11 protein-coding genes and 1 rRNA gene are annotated in these 17792 nt (G+C 75.1%); 7 read left to right on the top strand and 5 right to left on the bottom strand.

What is annotated here, in order from left to right:
* A 5S ribosomal RNA gene (rrf, locus tag AB0G08_RS17510) occupies nucleotides 1–93 on the top strand; the annotation flags it as partial.
* 63 nt (nucleotides 94–156) lie between these two features.
* Nucleotides 157–894 carry a hypothetical protein gene (locus AB0G08_RS17505; RefSeq protein WP_358088623.1) on the top strand — a complete coding sequence of 246 codons (738 nt, stop codon included), beginning with the start codon at nucleotides 157–159 and terminating at the stop codon, nucleotides 892–894.
* A 147-nt stretch (nucleotides 895–1041) separates the two neighbouring features.
* Here AB0G08_RS17505 and AB0G08_RS17500 read toward each other — a convergent pair whose 3' ends face one another.
* Nucleotides 1042–2856, bottom strand: coding sequence for a VanW family protein (locus AB0G08_RS17500; RefSeq protein ID WP_358088620.1), 1815 nt, complete (start codon nucleotides 2854–2856; stop codon nucleotides 1042–1044).
* A 179-nt stretch (nucleotides 2857–3035) separates the two neighbouring features.
* Here AB0G08_RS17500 and nudC point away from each other — a divergent pair, with 179 nt between their 5' ends.
* Complete coding sequence (gene nudC / locus AB0G08_RS17495; RefSeq protein ID WP_358088617.1) at nucleotides 3036–3956, top strand: NAD(+) diphosphatase; 921 nt, start codon at nucleotides 3036–3038, stop codon at nucleotides 3954–3956.
* A 42-nt stretch (nucleotides 3957–3998) separates the two neighbouring features.
* On the opposite strand, the gene AB0G08_RS17490 is transcribed toward nudC, so the two are convergent.
* Together AB0G08_RS17490 and AB0G08_RS17485 are read right to left on the bottom strand one after the other, a co-directional pair.
* Nucleotides 3999–6530, bottom strand: coding sequence for a DUF5005 domain-containing protein (locus AB0G08_RS17490; RefSeq protein WP_358088614.1), 2532 nt, complete (start codon nucleotides 6528–6530; stop codon nucleotides 3999–4001).
* 20 nt (nucleotides 6531–6550) lie between these two features.
* Nucleotides 6551–7810, bottom strand: a complete 1260-nt coding sequence (locus tag AB0G08_RS17485; RefSeq protein ID WP_358088612.1) for a polysaccharide biosynthesis protein — start codon at nucleotides 7808–7810, stop codon at nucleotides 6551–6553.
* Between the two features lie 86 nt (nucleotides 7811–7896).
* Between AB0G08_RS17485 and AB0G08_RS17480 the strand changes: the two genes are divergently transcribed.
* Both AB0G08_RS17480 and AB0G08_RS17475 read left to right on the top strand, forming a co-directional pair.
* Complete coding sequence (locus tag AB0G08_RS17480; protein ID WP_358088609.1) at nucleotides 7897–9486, top strand: hypothetical protein; 1590 nt, start codon at nucleotides 7897–7899, stop codon at nucleotides 9484–9486.
* A 112-nt stretch (nucleotides 9487–9598) separates the two neighbouring features.
* A complete protein-coding gene (locus tag AB0G08_RS17475) occupies nucleotides 9599–9793 on the top strand; it encodes a hypothetical protein (protein WP_358088606.1) in 195 nt (64 codons plus the stop codon).
* On the opposite strand, the gene AB0G08_RS17470 is transcribed toward AB0G08_RS17475, so the two are convergent.
* Entirely contained in the window at nucleotides 9778–10989 is a 1212-nt protein-coding gene (locus AB0G08_RS17470; protein ID WP_358088603.1) for a glycosyltransferase family 4 protein, read from the bottom strand. The two genes, AB0G08_RS17475 and AB0G08_RS17470, sit on opposite strands and share 16 nt — an antisense overlap.
* Nucleotides 10990–11074: 85 nt before the next feature.
* On the opposite strand from AB0G08_RS17470, the gene AB0G08_RS17465 reads away from it, so the two are divergent.
* Entirely contained in the window at nucleotides 11075–15385 is a 4311-nt protein-coding gene (locus tag AB0G08_RS17465) for an alpha-(1->3)-arabinofuranosyltransferase (RefSeq protein WP_358088600.1), read from the top strand.
* Here AB0G08_RS17465 and AB0G08_RS17460 read toward each other — a convergent pair.
* Nucleotides 15277–16476 carry an acyltransferase gene (locus AB0G08_RS17460; RefSeq protein WP_358088597.1) on the bottom strand — a complete coding sequence of 400 codons (1200 nt, stop codon included), beginning with the start codon at nucleotides 16474–16476 and terminating at the stop codon, nucleotides 15277–15279. The two genes, AB0G08_RS17465 and AB0G08_RS17460, sit on opposite strands and share 109 nt — an antisense overlap.
* Nucleotides 16477–16586: 110 nt before the next feature.
* Between AB0G08_RS17460 and AB0G08_RS17455 the strand changes: the two genes are divergently transcribed.
* A complete protein-coding gene (locus AB0G08_RS17455) occupies nucleotides 16587–17711 on the top strand; it encodes a DUF3068 domain-containing protein (protein ID WP_358088594.1) in 1125 nt (374 codons plus the stop codon).
* Nucleotides 17712–17792 lie beyond the last annotated feature (81 nt).

The following is a 17792-nucleotide window of genomic DNA, read 5'->3' as shown; positions in this document are numbered from 1 at the left end:
ACGCCCGGTTACATTCCGAACCCGGAAGCTAAGCCCTCCAGCGCCGATGGTACTGCACTCGGGAGGGTGTGGGAGAGTAGGACACCGCCGGACAATCTTTCAGTTCAGGGCCACCCCTTCGGGGGTGGCCCTGAACTGCGTTACGGAGGGCACGCCATGCATACCGTCGTGGAACCCCTGCGGGCCCGGCCCCGGCCCGACGACCAGCTGGCCCGGTTGTTCGCCGACGGCTGGCCGGCCTTCATCGGCGCCGACCGGGATGCGAGCCGTCACCTCGGACGCGTGCGGGAGGTGTTCGCCGACCTGGAGCTGGTGCTGCTCGACGGGGACGACGAGCTGGTCGCCGCGGGATGGGGCGTGCCGATCCGCTGGGACGGCGACCCGGCGCACCTGCCCGAGGGCTACACCGACTCGCTGCGGCACGCGGTCACCGGCCACGACCACGGCGACACCCCCGACACCCTGGTGGTGATGGCCGCCCAGGTCCGCCCTGACCTACGCGGCCGGGGACTGGCCGGTGACCTGATCACGGCGCTGCGTTCGCTGGTCGGTGAGCGCGGCTGGTCGCGCGTCGTCGCCCCGGTACGACCCACGCTCAAGGCCCGTTACCCCCTGACCCCGATAGAGCGGTTCGCCACCTGGACCCGCGAGGACGGCGCACCGCTCGATCCCTGGGTCCGTACCCACTGGCGGCTCGGTGCCCGGCTGGTCGCCACGGCGCCCCGGTCGCAGACGATGACGGGCACCGTCGCCGAGTGGGAGCAGTGGACGGGCCTGGTCTTCCCCGACAGCGGCGACTACGTCATCCCCGACGGGCTGGCCCTGTTGCGCATCGACCGCGACCTCGACCAGGGCACCTACACCGAACCCAACCTGTGGTTCCGCCACCGGTAGCGCCGGCGTAGGAGCAGATCGCCGCCCACGGGACGGCGAGGTGCCGGGCCGCGGCGTCGACGGTCGGGCGCGGTACGCGTACGACAGGAGGAAGCCCCGCCGGCGACGTGGCCGGCGGGGCTTCTCCGAGCGGGAGTCGGGCGGCCGTCAGGACGGCTCGGGGCCACAGATGAAGCGCGGCTCCGCGGAGTAGCGCCAGGTGAACTTCTCCCGCTTCACGACCTTGCCGTCCTTCTTGAACACGCGGAAGGCGTCCTGGGTGAACCCCTGGCTGCCGTTCGCCGGGATGCAGGTCGGGCCCGGCTTCAGGTAGACCGTCTCCGGGTGGGTGATGTTGCGGCGCGGGCTGTACTCGGTCTTCACGCTGTCCCAGATCTTCGTGCTCCAGATCGACACGGTGATCGAACTCGACGTGTAGGAGGTGTCGATCAGGACGCCGTGCTCGGTGTTGTTGCGGAACTTGAAGTCCAGGTCCGGCCAGAAGATGGTCGACTCGATGACCGCCGGGTACCGGCTGAACCAGTACGAGTGCGGCTTGTGCTCGACGTCCTCCAGCCCGGCGTAGTACGTCGCGTTGAACAGCGTGGTGGTGAACTGCGAGGTGCCGCCGCCCACCCCGGGGACCAGCTTGCCGTCGAGGATGACCGGGGCGTCCCGGTAGCCCTGGGCGTAGCCGCGCTCGCCGGTGTGCCCGTTGAGCGAGAACGTCTCGCCGGGCAGCACCACCGTGCCGTCGACGTCCTTCGCGATGGTGACGATGTTCTGGCTGCGCGGCGAGGAGAGCCCGCCGGTGAAGTGCGTGGTGAAGGTGGAGACCCGCTCCTCGATGCCCAACCCGGCCAGCTTCGCGGCGGTCAGCTCCGGCTCCGCCGGCTTCAGCTCGCCGGTGACCTTCCGCTCGTCCGCCTTCGGCAGGACGGCGAGCAGGTCGCGGCCGAGGGCCTCGCTGTCGAGCTGCTGCCCGGGCTTGCCGTCGACGACCTTCGGCTTGCCGCCGGAGATGGTCATCCGCGCGTCCTTCGGCGGCACCTCGATCGCGGCCAGGTCGTCGCCGAGCGCGGCGCGCAGCCGCTTCACGTCGACCTGGGGGGTCAGCTTCCCGGCCTTGTCGGCGGTGAACCGGAGGCTCCGCGCGATCGCCTTCGGTGGGATCTGCACCGAGCCCTTGCCGGTGGTCAGCGTGACCGGGGCCGCGACGGCCGGCTTCGCCAGCTCGGCGACCAGCCGGTCCACCTCCTCGGCGGTGGTCGCCGGGTGCGTCTCGACCAGCGGCACGGTCACCGGCTGGCCGCTGAGCCAGCCCTCCCGCACCACCTGCGCGGAGCGGTCCGGATCCAGCGCGAGGCTCGGCTTCGGGTGCACCGCCTTCGGCGTGGTGCCCTTCCAGGTGATCGCCGGCATGGTCATCTTCCGGCCCTGGTCGCCGACGACCTTCTCGAGGGCGGCGTCGAGCCGGGCCGCGTCCACGGTCACCACCGGCTGCACCGTCCGGGAGCCCACGAGCCGGTCGACCGCGTGCGCCTCGGCCTCGGCCGCCGCCGCCACGGTGGCGTCGACGTCGACCGCCAGGCCGACGGCGGCCGGGTCGATCGTGGCGGTCCGCTCGCCGACGCGTACCGACAGCGGGGCGTTGAGGGTGGCGGCGCGGCGTTCGAGCTCCGTCCGCAGCTCCCGGGCGGCGTCCGCGCGGCTCCGGCCGCCGAGCTCCGCGCCGAGCACCGTCGTCCCGCGCGGCACGTCACCGGCGTACGCGTAGGCGCCCGCCCCCGCCACGGAGCCCAGTACCGCCGTGGCGACCCCGGCGGCCAGCAGCAGGCGGACCCGGCGGGACCGGGAGCCGGCCGGTCTGCCCGCCGGCGCAGGCGGCTCCGGCTCGTCACCGGGCCAGGTCACGGCCGTGACCTGCACGGTGGGCCGTTCGTCGGCGGGTGGAGTCTTCTCGCCGTACAGCGTCACGGTCACCTCGATCGGACGTACCACAACGGGCGGAGCGCGCCTCCGCCCGGAAGACACCTACGGTAACCGGCGCTCCGGCGGGGCGGCCGCCTGCGCCCACCCGTCGCACCACGGCGTGTCGCCCGGCGTGTCGCGGGATACCGGCCGGCTGCGGGCCGGAGCGGCGGGCATGGCACGGTAGGGGCATGGGAACGGACGAGGCGGTCCTGGCGTACGGGGGCGGTTGGCTGGACCGGGCGGGGGAACTGCGTACCGACCCGGAACGGATCGCCGCGCTGCTGGCGGACCCGTCGAGCACCCTGCTGCCGCTGTGGCGGGACCGCTGCCTGGTCGCCGGAGACGTGCCGGTGCGGCTGAGCGGGGAACGGGCGGCCGGGGCGCGCGCCGTCGCCGACGAGACCGTCTTCCTCGGCATGGACGAGGGCTCGGCCGTCTTCGCCGTGGACCTCTCCGGGCTGCCCGAGGCCGCCGCCGTCGAGGTGGCGGGGGCGGGCGCCGCCGTCGACGTCCGGGCACTGGTCGGCCGGCTCGACCCGGCCGGGGCGGCCGTCCAGGCGTACGCGCGAGGGCTGCTGCACTGGCACCGGCAGCAGCGCTTCTGCGGCACGTGCGGGGCGTCGACCGTCGCCCGGGGCGGCGGACACGTCCGCTCGTGCGCGCGGGCGGACTGCGGCCGGCTCCTCTTCCCCCGGATCGAACCGGCGGTCATCGTGCTGATCGAGGCGCCCGGTGCCCCGGACCGCTGCCTGCTGGCCCGGCACGCGGGCGCGCCCGAGGGGGCGTACTCGACGCTCGCCGGCTTCGTCGAGGTGGGCGAGAGCCTGGAGGACGCCGTCCGGCGGGAGATGGCCGAGGAGGCCGGCGTGACGGTGACCGACCTCGCGTACGTGGGCTCGCAGGCGTGGCCCTTCCCGGCCGGGTTGATGGTCGGCTTCCGGGCCACCGCCGCGTCCGAGCAGGTGCGGGTGGACGGCGAGGAGCTGCTGGAGGCGCGCTGGTTCACCCGGGACGAGCTGCGCGAGCGGGCGGCCGCCGGACGGCCGCTGGGCCGCGCCGACTCGATCGACCACCACCTGCTGCGCTCCTGGCTCGCCGCCGGGGCCTGACCGGGCCAGCTCCTCCAGCGCGGCGCGGCCGCCGCCGGTCTCTCAGCGTGCGAGCACGGCGACCGGCGCGGACGGCGTACCGGTGTCGACGCCGTTGGTGGCGGCGACCCGGAACTCGTAGCGGTGCCCGCGGACCAGCAGCACGGCGGTGAAGTCCGTCCCGCTGACCGGCACCGGGTCCGTCCGCCACTCCCCGCCGGCCGTGACGTCGCGGAGCTGGACGCGGTAGGCGAGGCCCGGCCCCGCCGAACGCCAGGTCAGCCGGGCCTCGCCGGTGCCGCCCGCCGTCGCCGTCAGCCCGCCCGGCGTGGGCAGCCGCGGGACGGCCCGCACGGGCCTGCTCAGCCGACCGGCACCGGCCTGGTTGGCCGCGGCGACCGTGAACTCGTACTCGTGGCCGTTGCGCAGCTGGCGGATGGTGGCCTCGGTGCCCTGCACGGGCACCTCCTCCTCGGTGAACTCCCGCTCCCCGGCGGTGAGGTCCCGCCGGTAGACGCGGTGCCACCCGCCGGGATTGGCCGATCGCCAGGTCAGCTCCACCTCGGAAGTTCCGACCTTCGTCACCCGCAGGTCGGTCGGCACCACCTGCGGCGCGGTGAAGCGCGCCCGGCCCCGCACCGGCGGGGAGAGCGGACCCTCCCGGTCGCGGTCCACCGCGCTGACGGCGAACTCGTACTCGTGGCCGTGCTCCAGGTAGCGGGCGAGGTGGCTCGGCCGGGTCTCGAGTGCGGGCGAGTCAAAACGGCTCCGGCCCGCCGTCACGTCGCGCCGGTAGACCCGGTAGGAGATGCCGGGCCCCAGGTTGGCCCAGCCGAGCCGGAGGTTGCCGTCCGGCTGGGCCTGGACGGTCAGCCGGGCCGGCGCGGCTGGCGGGCTGACCGAGGCGGTGGCCCGGACGGGCGCCGAGGGCGGGCTGTCCCCGCCGCCGCCCACCGCGACGACGGTGAACTCGTACGTCCGGGCGTGCCACAGCGAGCTGACGGTCGCGCTGGTGCCGGTGAACGTGCCGACGAGGGCCGGTTCCCGCTGCCCCGCCGTCACGTCGCGCCGGTAGAGCCGGAACAACTGGACGAACGGCACCGGCTCCCAGCGCACCGCGACGTCCCCGGTGCGTCCGGCCTCGGCCCGCAGCCCGCCCGGCGGCGGTGGCGGCGGCACGGTGGCGGTCATCCCCGCCACGGCCGACGGGGGGCCCTCGCCCCGACGCCCGACGGCGGTCACCCGGAACTCGTACCGGTGCCCGTTGACCAGGAAGTCGGCCGAGGCGCGGGGCTCGGCGGTCGGCTCGCCGATCCGGACGAAGTGGGTCTGCCCGGCGGTCACGTTCCGGCGGTGCACCAGGTAGCGCAGCTCGTCGTCGGTCGGGACGGGGCGCCACCGCAGCTCGGCGTTGCCCGCGCCCCGTGCCTCGGCCGTGAGCGCCGCCGGCGCCGGTGGCACGTCGGTCCGGTCCGGCCGGGGGCGGGGCCAGTCGACCTCGACGAAGCGCGGCCGGTAGAGGCCGGCGTCGGCGTACGTCACCGCGTCGTCGACGTTGTTGACGTTGTAGGAGATCAGCAGCTTGCCCGGACGCGCCAGGTCGGGGTGCAGGTCGGCGTCGTAGACGAGGTGCCCGGCGTCGGTCTCGGGCGCGCGGTGCAGGTAGTCCGGCCCGTCGAACGGACCCGTCGGCCCGTCGGCCGAGTAGGCCACCAGGTCGGCGCTGAACACCAGGTTGTTCTCGTGGGTCACGAGCACGTACCGGTCGCCGACCCGCTGCACCCCGTACGTCGTGCCGACCCCGCTGAGGATGCGGGCGGAGCGGTCCGCCGCGGGCGCCCAGTCGCTGCCCGTCCAGAACTCCCACGGGCCGTTCAGGTCGTCGCCGGCGACCCGGGCGACGTGCGCGAACTTCGTCTCGCCGCTCGCCTCGGTGCCGTAGATCAGGGTGTGCCCGCCAGCGCGGAGCAGGGTGGAGCCCCACGAGACGCGCTCCCCCAACGGCAGCGGCCGGACCGCGGTGGGCGTCAGGCCGGGCAGTGCGAAGGTCGCCAGCGAGGTGCCCAGCAGGACGTGGTCCAGCGGGCCGTCGCCCGTGCGGCGGTAGCGGTTGACCAGCGCCTGGAGGGTCTCGCCCACGACCTGGGCGTCGCCGATCCAATAAAACTGGTCGGCTGCCGGCGGCGGCACCAGCGAGGCGGGGTCGTCGGCGGTGCCGCCGTGCACCGTCTCGCGCAGCTCGTCGCCCTGCTGCACCACCGCGGAGTTGTTGATGAACGACGCCGTGCGGGGGCGGGAGCCGTCCGGGCCGATGGGGCCGAGGAAGGTGTCGGAGAAGAGCCAGAGGAGCCGGCCGTCGGGGAGCCGGACCGAGGCCGTCCGGTCGGCGCCGTTCCACCGGCCGGAGGTGTCGCCGTAGCGCTCGAAGAGGGCGGTGAGCCGGTCGGCCGACATGCCGCCCTCGGCCCGCGCCCGGCCCGGGACGCCGGCCGTCAGGGTGAGCACCAGCGCGGTGGCGTACAACACGAGCAGCCAGCGGGCGTGCGCGCGGGACTTTCCTGGCCCGGATCCGGTCGTGGCCATGCTGACGCTCACCAGAAACCCCCGTCTCCTGGTTATCCGTCCCGCACTGTGACATGTCCTCCCGCTGGGGTGGTAGTGGCCGTACGGGTGCGTTTCGACCTGCTGTCCCGTTCGTGGGCCATTGTCAGGAGTCCCGTGACCACCGCGGTGACCGCCGCCGTGGCCAGGGCCGCCCCGGCGATCCCGGCGACGGTCCGTGGCACGACGGTCGCGACGGCGGCCACGAAGATCACCGTGGACGTCCACAGGGGAGCGGCGGGCCACCGGGCCGACGCCGCGACCCGGGCGTTGACCAGGATGAACACGACCGCGTACAGGGCGCCGGTGGCGGCGAAGAGCGGGGCGTAGCGGCCGGCTGCGGCGTAGGCGGGGCCGCCGGCCAGGCGGAAGGCCAGCCCGCCCGCGAGCGCCGAGCCGAGCACCAGCGTCGCCCCCGCGCCGGCGACCAGGGCCAGCGCGGTGACCAGGGCCCGCCGGTCGCCCCTGGCCAGCCGGGGCAGCGCGATCACGGTCACCACCTGCGGCGCCCACAGGGCCCCCTTGGTCAGCACGGTGCCGACGGCGTAGGTGCCGGCGACGTCCGGCGGCAGGAAGCGGCGGGCGAGCAGGAGGTCCGCGTAGGAGACGACCAGCATCGCCAGGGTGGCGCCGCTGGCGGTGAGCACGGTCCGGGTGGCGAGGGAGGGCACGGCCGGGTCGATGCCGGCGCCCCGGTTGAGGCGTACCAGCAGGGCGAGCACCAGGACCGAGGTGAGCGCGCCGGCCAGCAGGGAGCCGGTGAGCCCGCCGCCGAGCGAGAGCCCGGCGACCATGCCCCCGTAGCGGCCGGCGCCGAGCAGCGCCATGCCGCCGGCGAGGCGCAGGAAGCGCTGGTCGCCCTGCAACTCGCCGAGCCAGCGGCCGGCCGCCACGACCGCCACGGTGAGCACGCCGAGCAGCAGCACCGCCGGGGCGGTCAGCCGGAGCTGGATGGCGGCCACCGGCAGCGTCAGGGCGAGCAGCGCGGCGGTGACGAGGACCGTGAGCAGGGTCGGCCGGGCGGTGGCGGCGCGACCGTGCCGCGCCCGGTGCACGGCGACCGCGATCTGGAGTCCGGTGCTGGCCACGCCGCCGATCGCACCCAGCGCCAGGAGCGTGGCGAGCGCCCCCAGCTCCGCCGGATCGAGGTGCCGCGCGCCGAGGACGGGCACCACGTAGGCCAGCCCGTTGACGAACACCCCGGCCAGCGTCACCGCGACGCCGGCGGTGCCGAGACTCCTCGCCCGGCCGGGCCGCTCCGAATCCGTTCCCATCAACCGTCCCGTGTCGCCGGCACTCCCGGGGGTGCGACGGGCGCGCGTACAGTGGCGCCACGCCGGTGCCACGCCCGGTCAGCGTAATGAGGAGGTCAACCCTGCGGGAGAGGTCGATGCTCGTCGGGCTCGGGCTGGCCGTCACCCTGCTGGTGCTGGCTCCGCTGGCGGCACCCGGATACGTGCTCAGCTACGACATGGTCTTCGTGCCGCACCAGCCGTGGCGCGCCGAACTCGTCGCCCCGTCCGACTCGCTGCCGCGGGCGGTGCCGTTGGACGCCCTGGTGTCGCTGGCGAGCCAGGCGGTGCCCGGGTGGTTGGTGCAGCGGCTGGCCCTGGTCGCGGTGCTGCTGCTCGCCACCGTCGGCGCCGGGTTGCTGGTGCCGGCCCGGCATCCGGTCACCCGGCCGGTGGCCGCCGTCGGGTACGCGTGGACGCCCTACCTGGCGGAGCGGCTGCTGATCGGGCACTGGGGTCTGCTCCTGGCGTACGCGGCGCTGCCCTGGCTGGTGCTGGCGGCGATCCGGCTGCGGACCGGTGCGCGGCGGGCGCTGCCGCTGCTGGTGCTGGCCGCCGCCCTCGCCGCGGTGACCCCGACGGGTGGGCTCATCGCCCTGGCGGGCACCGTCGTGCTGGTGCCGCGGCGGGGCGGGGGCCGGGTCGGCGCGATCGCGGTGGCGGTGGTGCTGCTGCTGAACGCGCCCTGGCTGGTGGCGGCGGCCCTGACCCGGGCGGACGCCCGGACCGACCCCGACGGGGTGGCGGCCTTCGCGGCGCGGGCGGAGAACTGGAGCGGGGCGCTCGGCGCCCTGGCCGGCACCGGCGGGATCTGGAACGCACAGACGACGCCGGCGAGCCGGTCGTCCCCGCTGGCGCCGGTGGCCACCGCCGTCGTGCTGGCACTGGCGGTCCTCGGCTACCGGGCGCTGCGCCGCCGCTGGCCGGACGGGGTCCTCGACCGGCTCGTCGTGCTGGCGGCCGGCGGTTTCCTGCTCGCCGCCCTGGGCGTGCTGCCCGGCCTGGGCGCGTCGCTGGAGTGGCTGGTGGCCACGGTGCCGGGAGCCGGGGTGCTCCGCGACGGGCAGAAGTTCCTCGTCCCGTACGCCCTGCTGGTCGCCGTGGGGTTCGCGCTCGGCGCGGAACGGCTGGCCGGGGCGGCGGCCCGGGCCGGTCGGGCCGGCGCGGGCGCGGTGCTGGCCGGGGCGCTGGTGCTGCCGGTGGTGGTCCTGCCGGACCTGGCGTTCGGCGCGGCCGGCCGGCTGCGGCCGGTGGCCTATCCGGCGGACTGGGACGCCGTCGCCGCCCGCCTCGACGGCCAGCCGGGCGAGGTGCTCTCGTTGCCGCTGGGCTCCTACCGGGCGTATCCCTGGAACGGCGGCCGGACTGCGCTCGACCCGCTGCCCCGCTACGTCGACGCCGACGTCCTCGTCGACGACACGCTCTGGGTGGGCACGAGCGAGGTGAGCGGGGAGAACCCGCGCGTCGCGCACGTGCGGCGGGTGCTCGACGCCGCCGCCCCGGTGCGGGACACCGGGGTGCGCTGGGTGGTGGTGCAACGGGTGGCCGGCGGGCAGCGGATGGACCCGGCGGCGTTGGTCGGGCTGCGCGAGGTCTACGCCGGCGAGGACCTGACCCTGTACGAGAACCCGGCCGCGCGCGGCGCCGGTGCGCGGTGAGCCGTCGGCTCCCGCCGCGGGGCCGGTATCGATCGTCCTCGCGGCCCTCCCCACCGACGCTACTTGGTGGTAACGTCCCGCGCACGCAGCTCACGAGGAGGAAGTCAGCACCATGCGCAGTGCTCTCTCGTTGGTTCTCGCCGGAGTGATCGCGGTCGCTCTCGGCGTCTTCGGGTCGGTGGCGCTGGCCACCACCCTCACCGGCACCTCGTCGTCCGAGGCCGCCAAGGCCGAGCAGGCCGCGCGGACCAGCTCGGACGGCGGAGGCAGCGGCGCCAACAAGCCGCTGGTCTACGGCACGAGGTAGGACGGCTCCACCGGCTCCAACTGCTCCGCCGGCACCACAGCCCGAACGTTCGCGGCCCTCGTCACGAGGGCCGCGAATTTTTCGCCCGAGACCGGCCAGGTGAAGCGGGCCGCGTGCGCCCGCGCCGCCGTGCCCATCGCGGTGCGCCGGCCGTCGTCGGTCAGCAGCAGCCGCACCTTGGCGACGAAGTCGTCGACGTCGTCGGCGAGCAGGCCGGTCTCGCCGTCGACGAGCGCCTCCTCGACCCCGCCGGCGCCGCGGAACGCCACCGTCGGCGTGCCGACCGCGCCGGCCTCCACGATGGTCAGCCCCCAGCCCTCCTTGAGCGACGGGGTGAGCGCGACCCAGGCGCTGGCCAGCAGCTCCCGCTTCTCCCCGTCGCTGACGAAGCCGGTGAAGCGGACCCGGTCGGTGACGCCCAGCTCCTCGGCGAGCTGGCGCAGCTGCGGCTCCCACCAGCCCTGGCCGGCGACCACGAGGGTGAGCCCGGGCAGCTCGCCGGTGAGCCCGGCGACCGCGTGCAGGGCCAGCTCGACCTGCTTGTGCGGCACCAGCCGGCCGAGCACCACCAGGGACGGGTGCGGGGTGCGCGGGACCGGCCCGACCGTCATGTCGGGCGTGCCGTTGTGCACGATGGCGATCCGGGACGGGTCGATGCCGAGGGTGGCCAGCTCCCGCCGGGTGGCCGCGGAGACGGTCACGTACTGGCAGTGGCGGTAGACGCGTGGGGCGAGCCAGGACTCGACCCACCAGCCGAAGCCGGCCAGCCAGCGGCCCAGCACCACCGGCCACTGCTCGCGGTGCACGTGGTGCACCAGCGCGATCACCGGGCGGCGGGCGTACAGGGCGGACAGGAAGGGCAGGCCGTTGCCGACGTCCACGATCACGTCGGGGCGACCGCCCCGCCTGCGGGTCAGCGGCCCGAGCCCCAACGCGCCGGCCAGGTAGACGAGCGCGGCGCGCAGGTAGACGGTGTGCCGGCCGCCGCGCCGCAGCACCCGTACGCCGGCGGCGGTGACCTCCTCGGCGGGGCCGGCGGAGTGGGTGGCGCAGAGCAGCGTGGCGCGGTGACCCCGGCGCACGAGTTCGCTGGCGATCCGCTCGACGTACACCTCCGAACCGCCGCCCTCCGGGTTCCGGGTGTCGCGCCAGTTGAGGAAAAGTACGTGCCGGGTGGCGGCAGGCGGTGCTTCCACACTTACTCCTACTGCCGAGTAGTCTTCGCGTCGCGTCACACTATGGGCTTCGTCACGCCCCCCGCAATGCCCGATCGGAGGCGAAATGCAGCAGGCGCCGGCCCGCCCGGAGCTGACCGACCGACCGGACGCCACATCGAGAAGGGTGTGGCGTCTGCGCTTGGTCGCGGTCTGTCTCGGTTTGTCGGCCCTGGCGTTCCTCCAGGACCCGGGCATGATCGCCATCGACACGAAGGTGGACCTGACGGTCGATCCAGCCGGATGGCTGAGCCGCGCCCTGCACGTCTGGGACCCGGACGGCACCTTCGGGCAGCTGCAGAATCAGGCGTACGGCTACCTCTGGCCGATGGGGCCGTTCTTCCTGCTCGGCGAGGTGCTCGACATCCCGGCCTGGGTGGTGCAGCGGCTCTGGTGGGCGCTGCTGATGACGGTGGCCTGCACCGGCGTGGTCCGGCTGGCCGAGCGGCTGCACATCGGCACGCCGGCCGCCCGACTGCTCGCCGGGGTGGCCTTCGCGCTCTCTCCCCGGCTGGTGACCGAGCTGGGCCCGATCTCGGTGGAGGCGTGGCCGAGCGCCCTCGCCCCCTGGGTGCTGGTGCCCCTGGTGGGGCTGGGCCGGGGTGCCTCCGTACGCCGGGCGGTGACCCTGTCCGCGCTGGTGGTGGCGTGTGCCGGCGGCGTCAACGCGACGGCGGTGCTGGCCGTCGTGCCGCTGGCCGGTCTCTGGCTGGTCGGCCTGCACCCGTTCCGGCTGCGGATCAGGGCGCTGGTCGCCTGGGGGCTGGCGGTGGGCGCGGCGACCGCCTGGTGGCTGGTGCCCCTGCTGCTGCTGGGCCGGTACAGCCCGCCGTTCCTCGACTACATCGAGACGGCGCCGGTCACCACCGGGCCCACCGACATGACCACCGTGCTGCGCGGCGCCTCGCACTGGCACGCGTACCTCAACGGCGCGTACGGGCCGCCCTGGTCGGCCGGCTGGCGGCTGGCGACCGAGCGGCCGCTCGTGGTCGCCACCCTGGTGGTCGCCGGCCTCGGCCTCGCGGGCCTGGCCCGGCGCGGGATGCCGCACCGGCGTTTCCTGGTCACCGGCCTGCTGGTCGGGCTGGCCCTGGTCGGGCTCGGCCACGTCGGCGCGGTCGACGGGCTCGGCGCCCAGACGCAGCGGGACTTCCTCGACGCGGCCGGCGCGCCGCTGCGCAACGTGCACAAGTTCGACGTGGTGCTGCGGCTGCCGCTCATCCTCGGGCTCGCCCACCTGGTCGGGCTGGTGGCACGGGCGGCGCGTGCGGCCGACCGACCCGAGCTCAACCCGGGCCTGCCCCGCCTGCTCCAGCCGGTGCGGCTGCGCGCCACGCTGGTGACCGGCACCGCCCTCGTCGCGGTCGCCGGGGTGGCCGCGCCGGCGCTGGCCGCCGGGCTGCCCGCCCAGGGCAGCTTCCGGGAGGTGCCCGGCTACTGGCACCAGGCGACCTCCTGGCTGGACCGCAACCTCGGCGACGACCGGGTGCTGGTGGTGCCCGCCGCCCGCTTCCCCCGCTACCTGTGGGGCAGCCCGAGCGACGAGGTCACCCAGCCCCTGCTGGAGAGCCCCTGGGCGGTGCGCAGCTCGGTGCCGCTCACCCCGCCGGGCACGATCCGGCTGCTCGACGCCGTCGAGTCGGCGCTGGCCAACGGCGAGGGTTCGGCCGGGCTGGCCGACCTGCTCGCCCGCTCCGGCGTGCGGTACCTGCTGCTCCGCTCCGACCTCGACTACGGCCGCTCGGGGGCCACCCAACCGGTGGTGGTCCGGCAGGCGCTGCAACGCTCGCCCGGCATCCGCCCGGTGCGGGCCTTCGGGCCGGAGGTCGGCGGCGGCCAGCTGCCCGGCAACTTCGTCGACCACGGGCTGGACGTGAAGGTCCGGGCCCTGGAGGTGTACGAGGTCGCGCAGCCGGTCAGCCCCGTCGTCGCGTACGACGCGAAGGGCCTGACCACCGTGGTGGGTGGGCCGGAGTCGCTGCTCCAGATCGCGGCGGCCGGCCGGCTCTCCGACGCCCCGACGGTGCTCGCCGGGGATCGGCCGGCGGGGCTGGCCGACGGCCCGGTGGTGCTCACCGACGGGATGCGCCGGCGCGAGGTCGCGTTCGGGCAGCCGCACGACAACGCCTCGGCGACCCTGACGTCCGACGACGAGGCGAGGCTCGACGCGCCCGCCCGGGACTACCTGCCGTCGTGGGGCGAGGACCAGGCCACCACCGTGCGCTACCTGGGCATCGAGTCGGTCACCGCGTCGAGTTCCTGGTCCGACGCCCAGCCGCTGGTCGGCGGCCGGCCGGCGCACCAGCCGTACGCGGCGCTCGACGGCAGCCTCGCCACCGCCTGGCGCTCGGCGCCCGGGACGGTCACCACCGCGCAGTGGCTCCAGGTGGAGCTGACCGAGCCGCAGGTGGTCCGCGAGGTGGGGCTCACCTTCGACACCGGCGCCGACTCCCTGCCCACGAGGATCACCGTCAGCGCCGGCAACCAGCAGGCGGTGGTGGAGAACCCGGGCCAGAGCGTGCGGGTCACGGTGCCCGCCGGCTACCCGACCCGCCGGGTGCGCGTCTCCATCGACCAGGTCTTCGACATCCGGGCCGGCTTCGGTGGCGTCGGCATCGCCGAGATCACCATCCCGGGTGTGCGGGCCGAGCGGACCCTGGCCGTGCCGGCGCCGCCGGCCACCGCCGCCCCGGCCGCCGTGGTGCTCACGGCCGCCGCCGGCGCCTCGCCCTGCGTCTTCGACGAGGGCCGGCCGATCTGCGACGGCGGGCTGGTCCGGGAGTCCGAGGACGGCGACCGGATCGACCGGACGCTGAGCCTGCCGGTCGCCGCCGGCTACGACGTGGCGCTGCGGGTACGCCCCCGTGCGGGCGGCGCGCTGAACGCGCTGCTCGACGGCGGGGGCGCGGCGGCCGTCACGCGCGGTGTCAGCCCGGTGGTCGCCGCCTCCAGCGTCGGCGTCTCCCACCCCGCGGCCCGGCCGGGCGCGGTGGTCGACGGCGACCCGGCGACGACCTGGTACGCCGCCAGCTCCGACCGGCAGCCGTGGCTGCGCCTGACCTGGCCGAAGGCCCGCCAGATCGCCGGGCTGAAGGTGACCCTGCCACCCACGGCGGCGGCGGCCCGCCCGTGGCAGGCCACCGTGATCGGGGACGGCGGCATGCGCGGCGGCGTCTTCGACGAGGGCGGCAGCCTGGTCTTCGACCGGCCACTGACGACCGACGAGATCACCGTGCTGATCTCCGACGTGGTGCCGGCCAACACCTTCGACCCGTACCGGCGGTTGTCGCAGAGCCTGCCGGTCGGGGTGGGCGAGCTGATCGTGTTGCCCGACGGCCCGGTGCCCCGCCACGACCCGGCGGCCCGCGTCACGCTCCCCTGCGGCACCGGGCCCACCGTCGAGGTCGGCGACGCCTCGCGCCGTACGGCCCTGGTGGCCAGCCGGCGGGAGCTGGTGGAGCTGCGCGAGGTGGACGCGGTGCTCTGCGGCGCCGGCGCGAAGGCTCCGCTGCCCCTGGCCGGCGGTGAGGTGCGGGTGGTGGCGAAGGCCAGCCGGCTGGCGATGCCGACCCAGCTCGTCCTCACCCCGGACGCCGTGGTCCCGGGGCCCGCCGACGGCAGCGCGGCCGGCTCGGCGGGCGTCGCCGGCTCGGCGGAGGCGGCGGACGTCGTGCAGACCCCGGTCCGGGTGGACGGCTGGTCGGCCACCCGGCGGTCGCTGCACCTGGACGGGTACCCGGGTCAGCGGGTGCTGGCCCTGCGGGAGAACGCGAACGCCGGATGGGAGGCCACCGCCGGCGGCGAGCGGCTCACCCCGTTCGTGGTGGACGGCTGGCAGCAGGGCTGGCTGGTGCCGGCCGGGTTCTCCGGTGAGGTGCGGCTGCGGTTCGCCCCGGACGACGGGTACGTCCTGGCGCTGGGCGCCGGCGCGATCCTGCTGGGCGGGGTCGCGGTGGCCGCACTGCTGCCGAGCCGGGGCGTCCCGGCGGCGGCGGTGGGGCCGGCGCGTCGCCGCCGGCACCGGCTGCTCGCCCTGGTGTTCGGCGGGGCGGCGCTGTTGCTGGTCGGGGGCCCGGCCGCGGTCGCGGTCGTGCTGCTCGCGGCGGCCGGCGTGGTGGCCGGTCACGCGCTGGAGCCGCGCCTGCCCGCGTCGGACCGGCGCGGGCTGCGCCGGGTGTACGGACTGGTCGGGCGCTGGCTGCCGGTGGTCTGCTTCGGGCTGGCCGGCTGGTACGCGGTGACCCGGGGCGGGCACACCGACGCGGTGCCTCAGCTGGCGGCGGTCGCCGCCGCGACGGTGCTCTGGTTCTCGCTCGTGCTCCCGCGTCGGCGCGGCCAGGGGCCGTTCCAGCGTTGGAAGGGACGCTCGACGGCGTAGTAGCTGATCGCGGCGAGGACCAGCCCACCGGCGACGGTGAGCAGGAAGATCTCGCCCGTGTCACCGGTGAAGTTCGGTCGGTCGCCGACGACGTAGACGCCCTCCAGCACGAACGGGTGCCAGAGGAACAGCCCGTAGGACACCCGACCGAGCCACCGGCCGACGACGCCGCCGAGGACGGCCTTGGTGCGAGTGGCCGGCCCGAACGCCACCGGCAGCACCACCATCACCGCCACCAGGGCGTACAGCGCCATCTTCAGCCCGAACTGGGCGGCGGTGGGCTCGGCCAGGTCGCGGGGCCCGACGATCGGCGTGGTGGCGACGGCCAGCGCGGCCAGCGCGACCGACCAGCAGGCCAGCGGCGCGGCGCCGAGGTCGTCCAGCCACCGCCAGCGGTCACCGGTGCCGGTGCGCAGCGACACGTGGACGGTGGCCAGCGCCATGCCGGCGCCGAACCAGCCGGCGTACGAGGGCAGCCACATGGTGTGCAGGCCCAGGTCGAGCAGGCCGAATCCCATCAGGGCCACCCAGCCGGCGGTGATCGCCAGCCCCGCCGCGACGATGAGGACGGTGGACCGGCCGGGACGCCAGCGCCGCCGGAGCAGCAGCACGGCGAGCAGCGGCAGCAGCAGGTAGAAGGCCGCCTCGGTGGCCAGGCTCCAGGTCTGGCTCAGGCCGTGGCGCAACTGCCGGGGCTCGTAGATCTGGGCCAATGTCAGGTGTCGCCACCAGTCGCCGGCGGCCGCCGGCTGGTTCTGCGGCAGCACCAGTAGGCAGACCACCACGGTCAGCCAGTACGCGGGCAGGATGCGGGTCGCGCGACGCCACAGGTAGCGCCGGGCGGAGGGGCGCCGCTGGTCGGTGGCGGACGAGTGGGCGTACGGGCGGAAGAGCAGGAAGCCGGAGAGCACGAAGAAGACGGCGACGCCCACGTCGAGGCGGGACAGCCAGCTGCCCAGCCCCGAGTCGCCGGTGTTCGCACCGGTGGCGAACCCGACGTGGTGCCCGACGACGGCCAGCGCGCCGATCACCCGTACGGCGTCCAGCGCGGGCAGTCGGCGGAGGTCGTGATCCGGAGTTGGGGCAGACATCAACCGTCCAGAGGGTCGCGTGAATATGTAACCCGGGAGTAACCTGCGGCCAAGTTTAGGGACAGGACCGCTCGCCGGACACCGGCTGACTGTCTTTGTTGGGAGGATCAGTGAAGGCTCGTCTGGGCGCCGTGCTGTTCGGGATAGGCGTCTTGTGTCTTGTGCTCGCCGCGGGGGCGGCGTTCTTCGTGGCACCGACGGTGACGAAACTGCCGTACGACCTGAAGCTGTGCAACGCGGAGAACAAGCCGGAGGGTTGCCTGAAGCCGAGCGTCGCGGTGGCGGAGAACGCCAAGTTCCTGCAGCTCAAGAAGGATGCCCCGCCGACGGTGCAGACCGGAACGCTGCAGGCCACCACCGAGGTGGCACCGCAGGCGGGCAGCACCGAGTCGGAGATGACCGGCGACCTGGAGGGCAAGGCGGTCGTCTGGGGCGCGTACGGCACGGTGAAGTGGATCCAGACCGGCGAGGTGATCAGCCAGTACTCCGCGGAGCTGGCCCTGGACCGGCGGACCGCCGCGGCGGTCGGCTGGGACAAGCAGTTCCTCCAGGCCGACGGCCCGGAGGGGCCGAGCGAGGTCACCTTCGGCGGGCAGACCTACAAGTTCCCGTTCCACACCGAGCGCAAGGACTACGAGTACTTCGATCGTGACCTGCGCAAGGCGCTGCCGATCCGGTTCGACGGCACCGAGAAGATCAACGGCACCGAGGCGTACCGGTTCCGGCAGGTCATCGAGGAGACCGACCTGGGCATGCCGGCCGAGCGGGTCGGTGGCCTGCTCGGGGCGTTCGCGCCGGGCGCGACCAGCGGCAAGGTGATGTACAGCAACACCCGCACCATCTGGATCGAGCCGGTCAGCGGCAACCTGGTCAAGGTGCAGGAGCAGCAGAAGAAGACGCTGGTGCCGGATCAGGGCGCGCCCACCGCGCTGCTGGACGCCGACTTCGTCTACACCGACGAGACCATCGCGAACAGCGTCGAGTCGGCCGGTAAGAACCGGGACAAGCTGCTGCTGATCGGGCGGACCATCCCGCTCGTGCTGACGGTCGTCGGCGCGCTGGCGCTGATCGTCGGGCTCTGGCTGGTGCTGGCCGGACGCCGGGCCACCGCCGCCGCGCGGCACCGCGCCGCCGGCGGGGACGCCGACGCCACCACGGCGCCCGCGCCGCGGACGTCGTCCGAGCAGGTCACCTCGGGGGCGCCGGTGCGCGACGGCGAGGCCGGACACCGGTAACCGACCGTCGGGCGGCGTCCCTTGTGTGGGGGCGCCGATCGCCGACAACTGATGACAGGCCGCCACCGTCGCCCCTTGACG

Source organism: Micromonospora sp. NPDC023644 (genome assembly GCF_040640115.1).
Classification (GTDB): Bacteria; Actinomycetota; Actinomycetes; order Mycobacteriales; family Micromonosporaceae; genus Micromonospora.
Note: the sequence above shows the minus strand (reverse complement) of the source record. Positions and strands in the feature narration are given on the sequence as shown.

Excerpts from the sequence above, each read along its gene's own strand:
- AB0G08_RS17505 (WP_358088623.1), top strand. The coding sequence starts at position 157 with ATGCATACCGTCGTGGAACCCCTGCGGGCCCGGCCCCGGCCCGACGAC.
- nudC (WP_358088617.1), top strand. The coding sequence starts at position 3,036 with ATGGGAACGGACGAGGCGGTCCTGGCGTACGGGGGCGGTTGGCTGGAC.
- AB0G08_RS17485 (WP_358088612.1), bottom strand. The coding sequence starts at position 7,810 with ATGGGAACGGATTCGGAGCGGCCCGGCCGGGCGAGGAGTCTCGGCACC.
- AB0G08_RS17480 (WP_358088609.1), top strand. The coding sequence starts at position 7,897 with ATGAGGAGGTCAACCCTGCGGGAGAGGTCGATGCTCGTCGGGCTCGGG.
- AB0G08_RS17475 (WP_358088606.1), top strand. The coding sequence starts at position 9,599 with ATGCGCAGTGCTCTCTCGTTGGTTCTCGCCGGAGTGATCGCGGTCGCT.
- AB0G08_RS17465 (WP_358088600.1), top strand. The coding sequence starts at position 11,075 with ATGCAGCAGGCGCCGGCCCGCCCGGAGCTGACCGACCGACCGGACGCC.
- AB0G08_RS17460 (WP_358088597.1), bottom strand. The coding sequence starts at position 16,476 with ATGTCTGCCCCAACTCCGGATCACGACCTCCGCCGACTGCCCGCGCTG.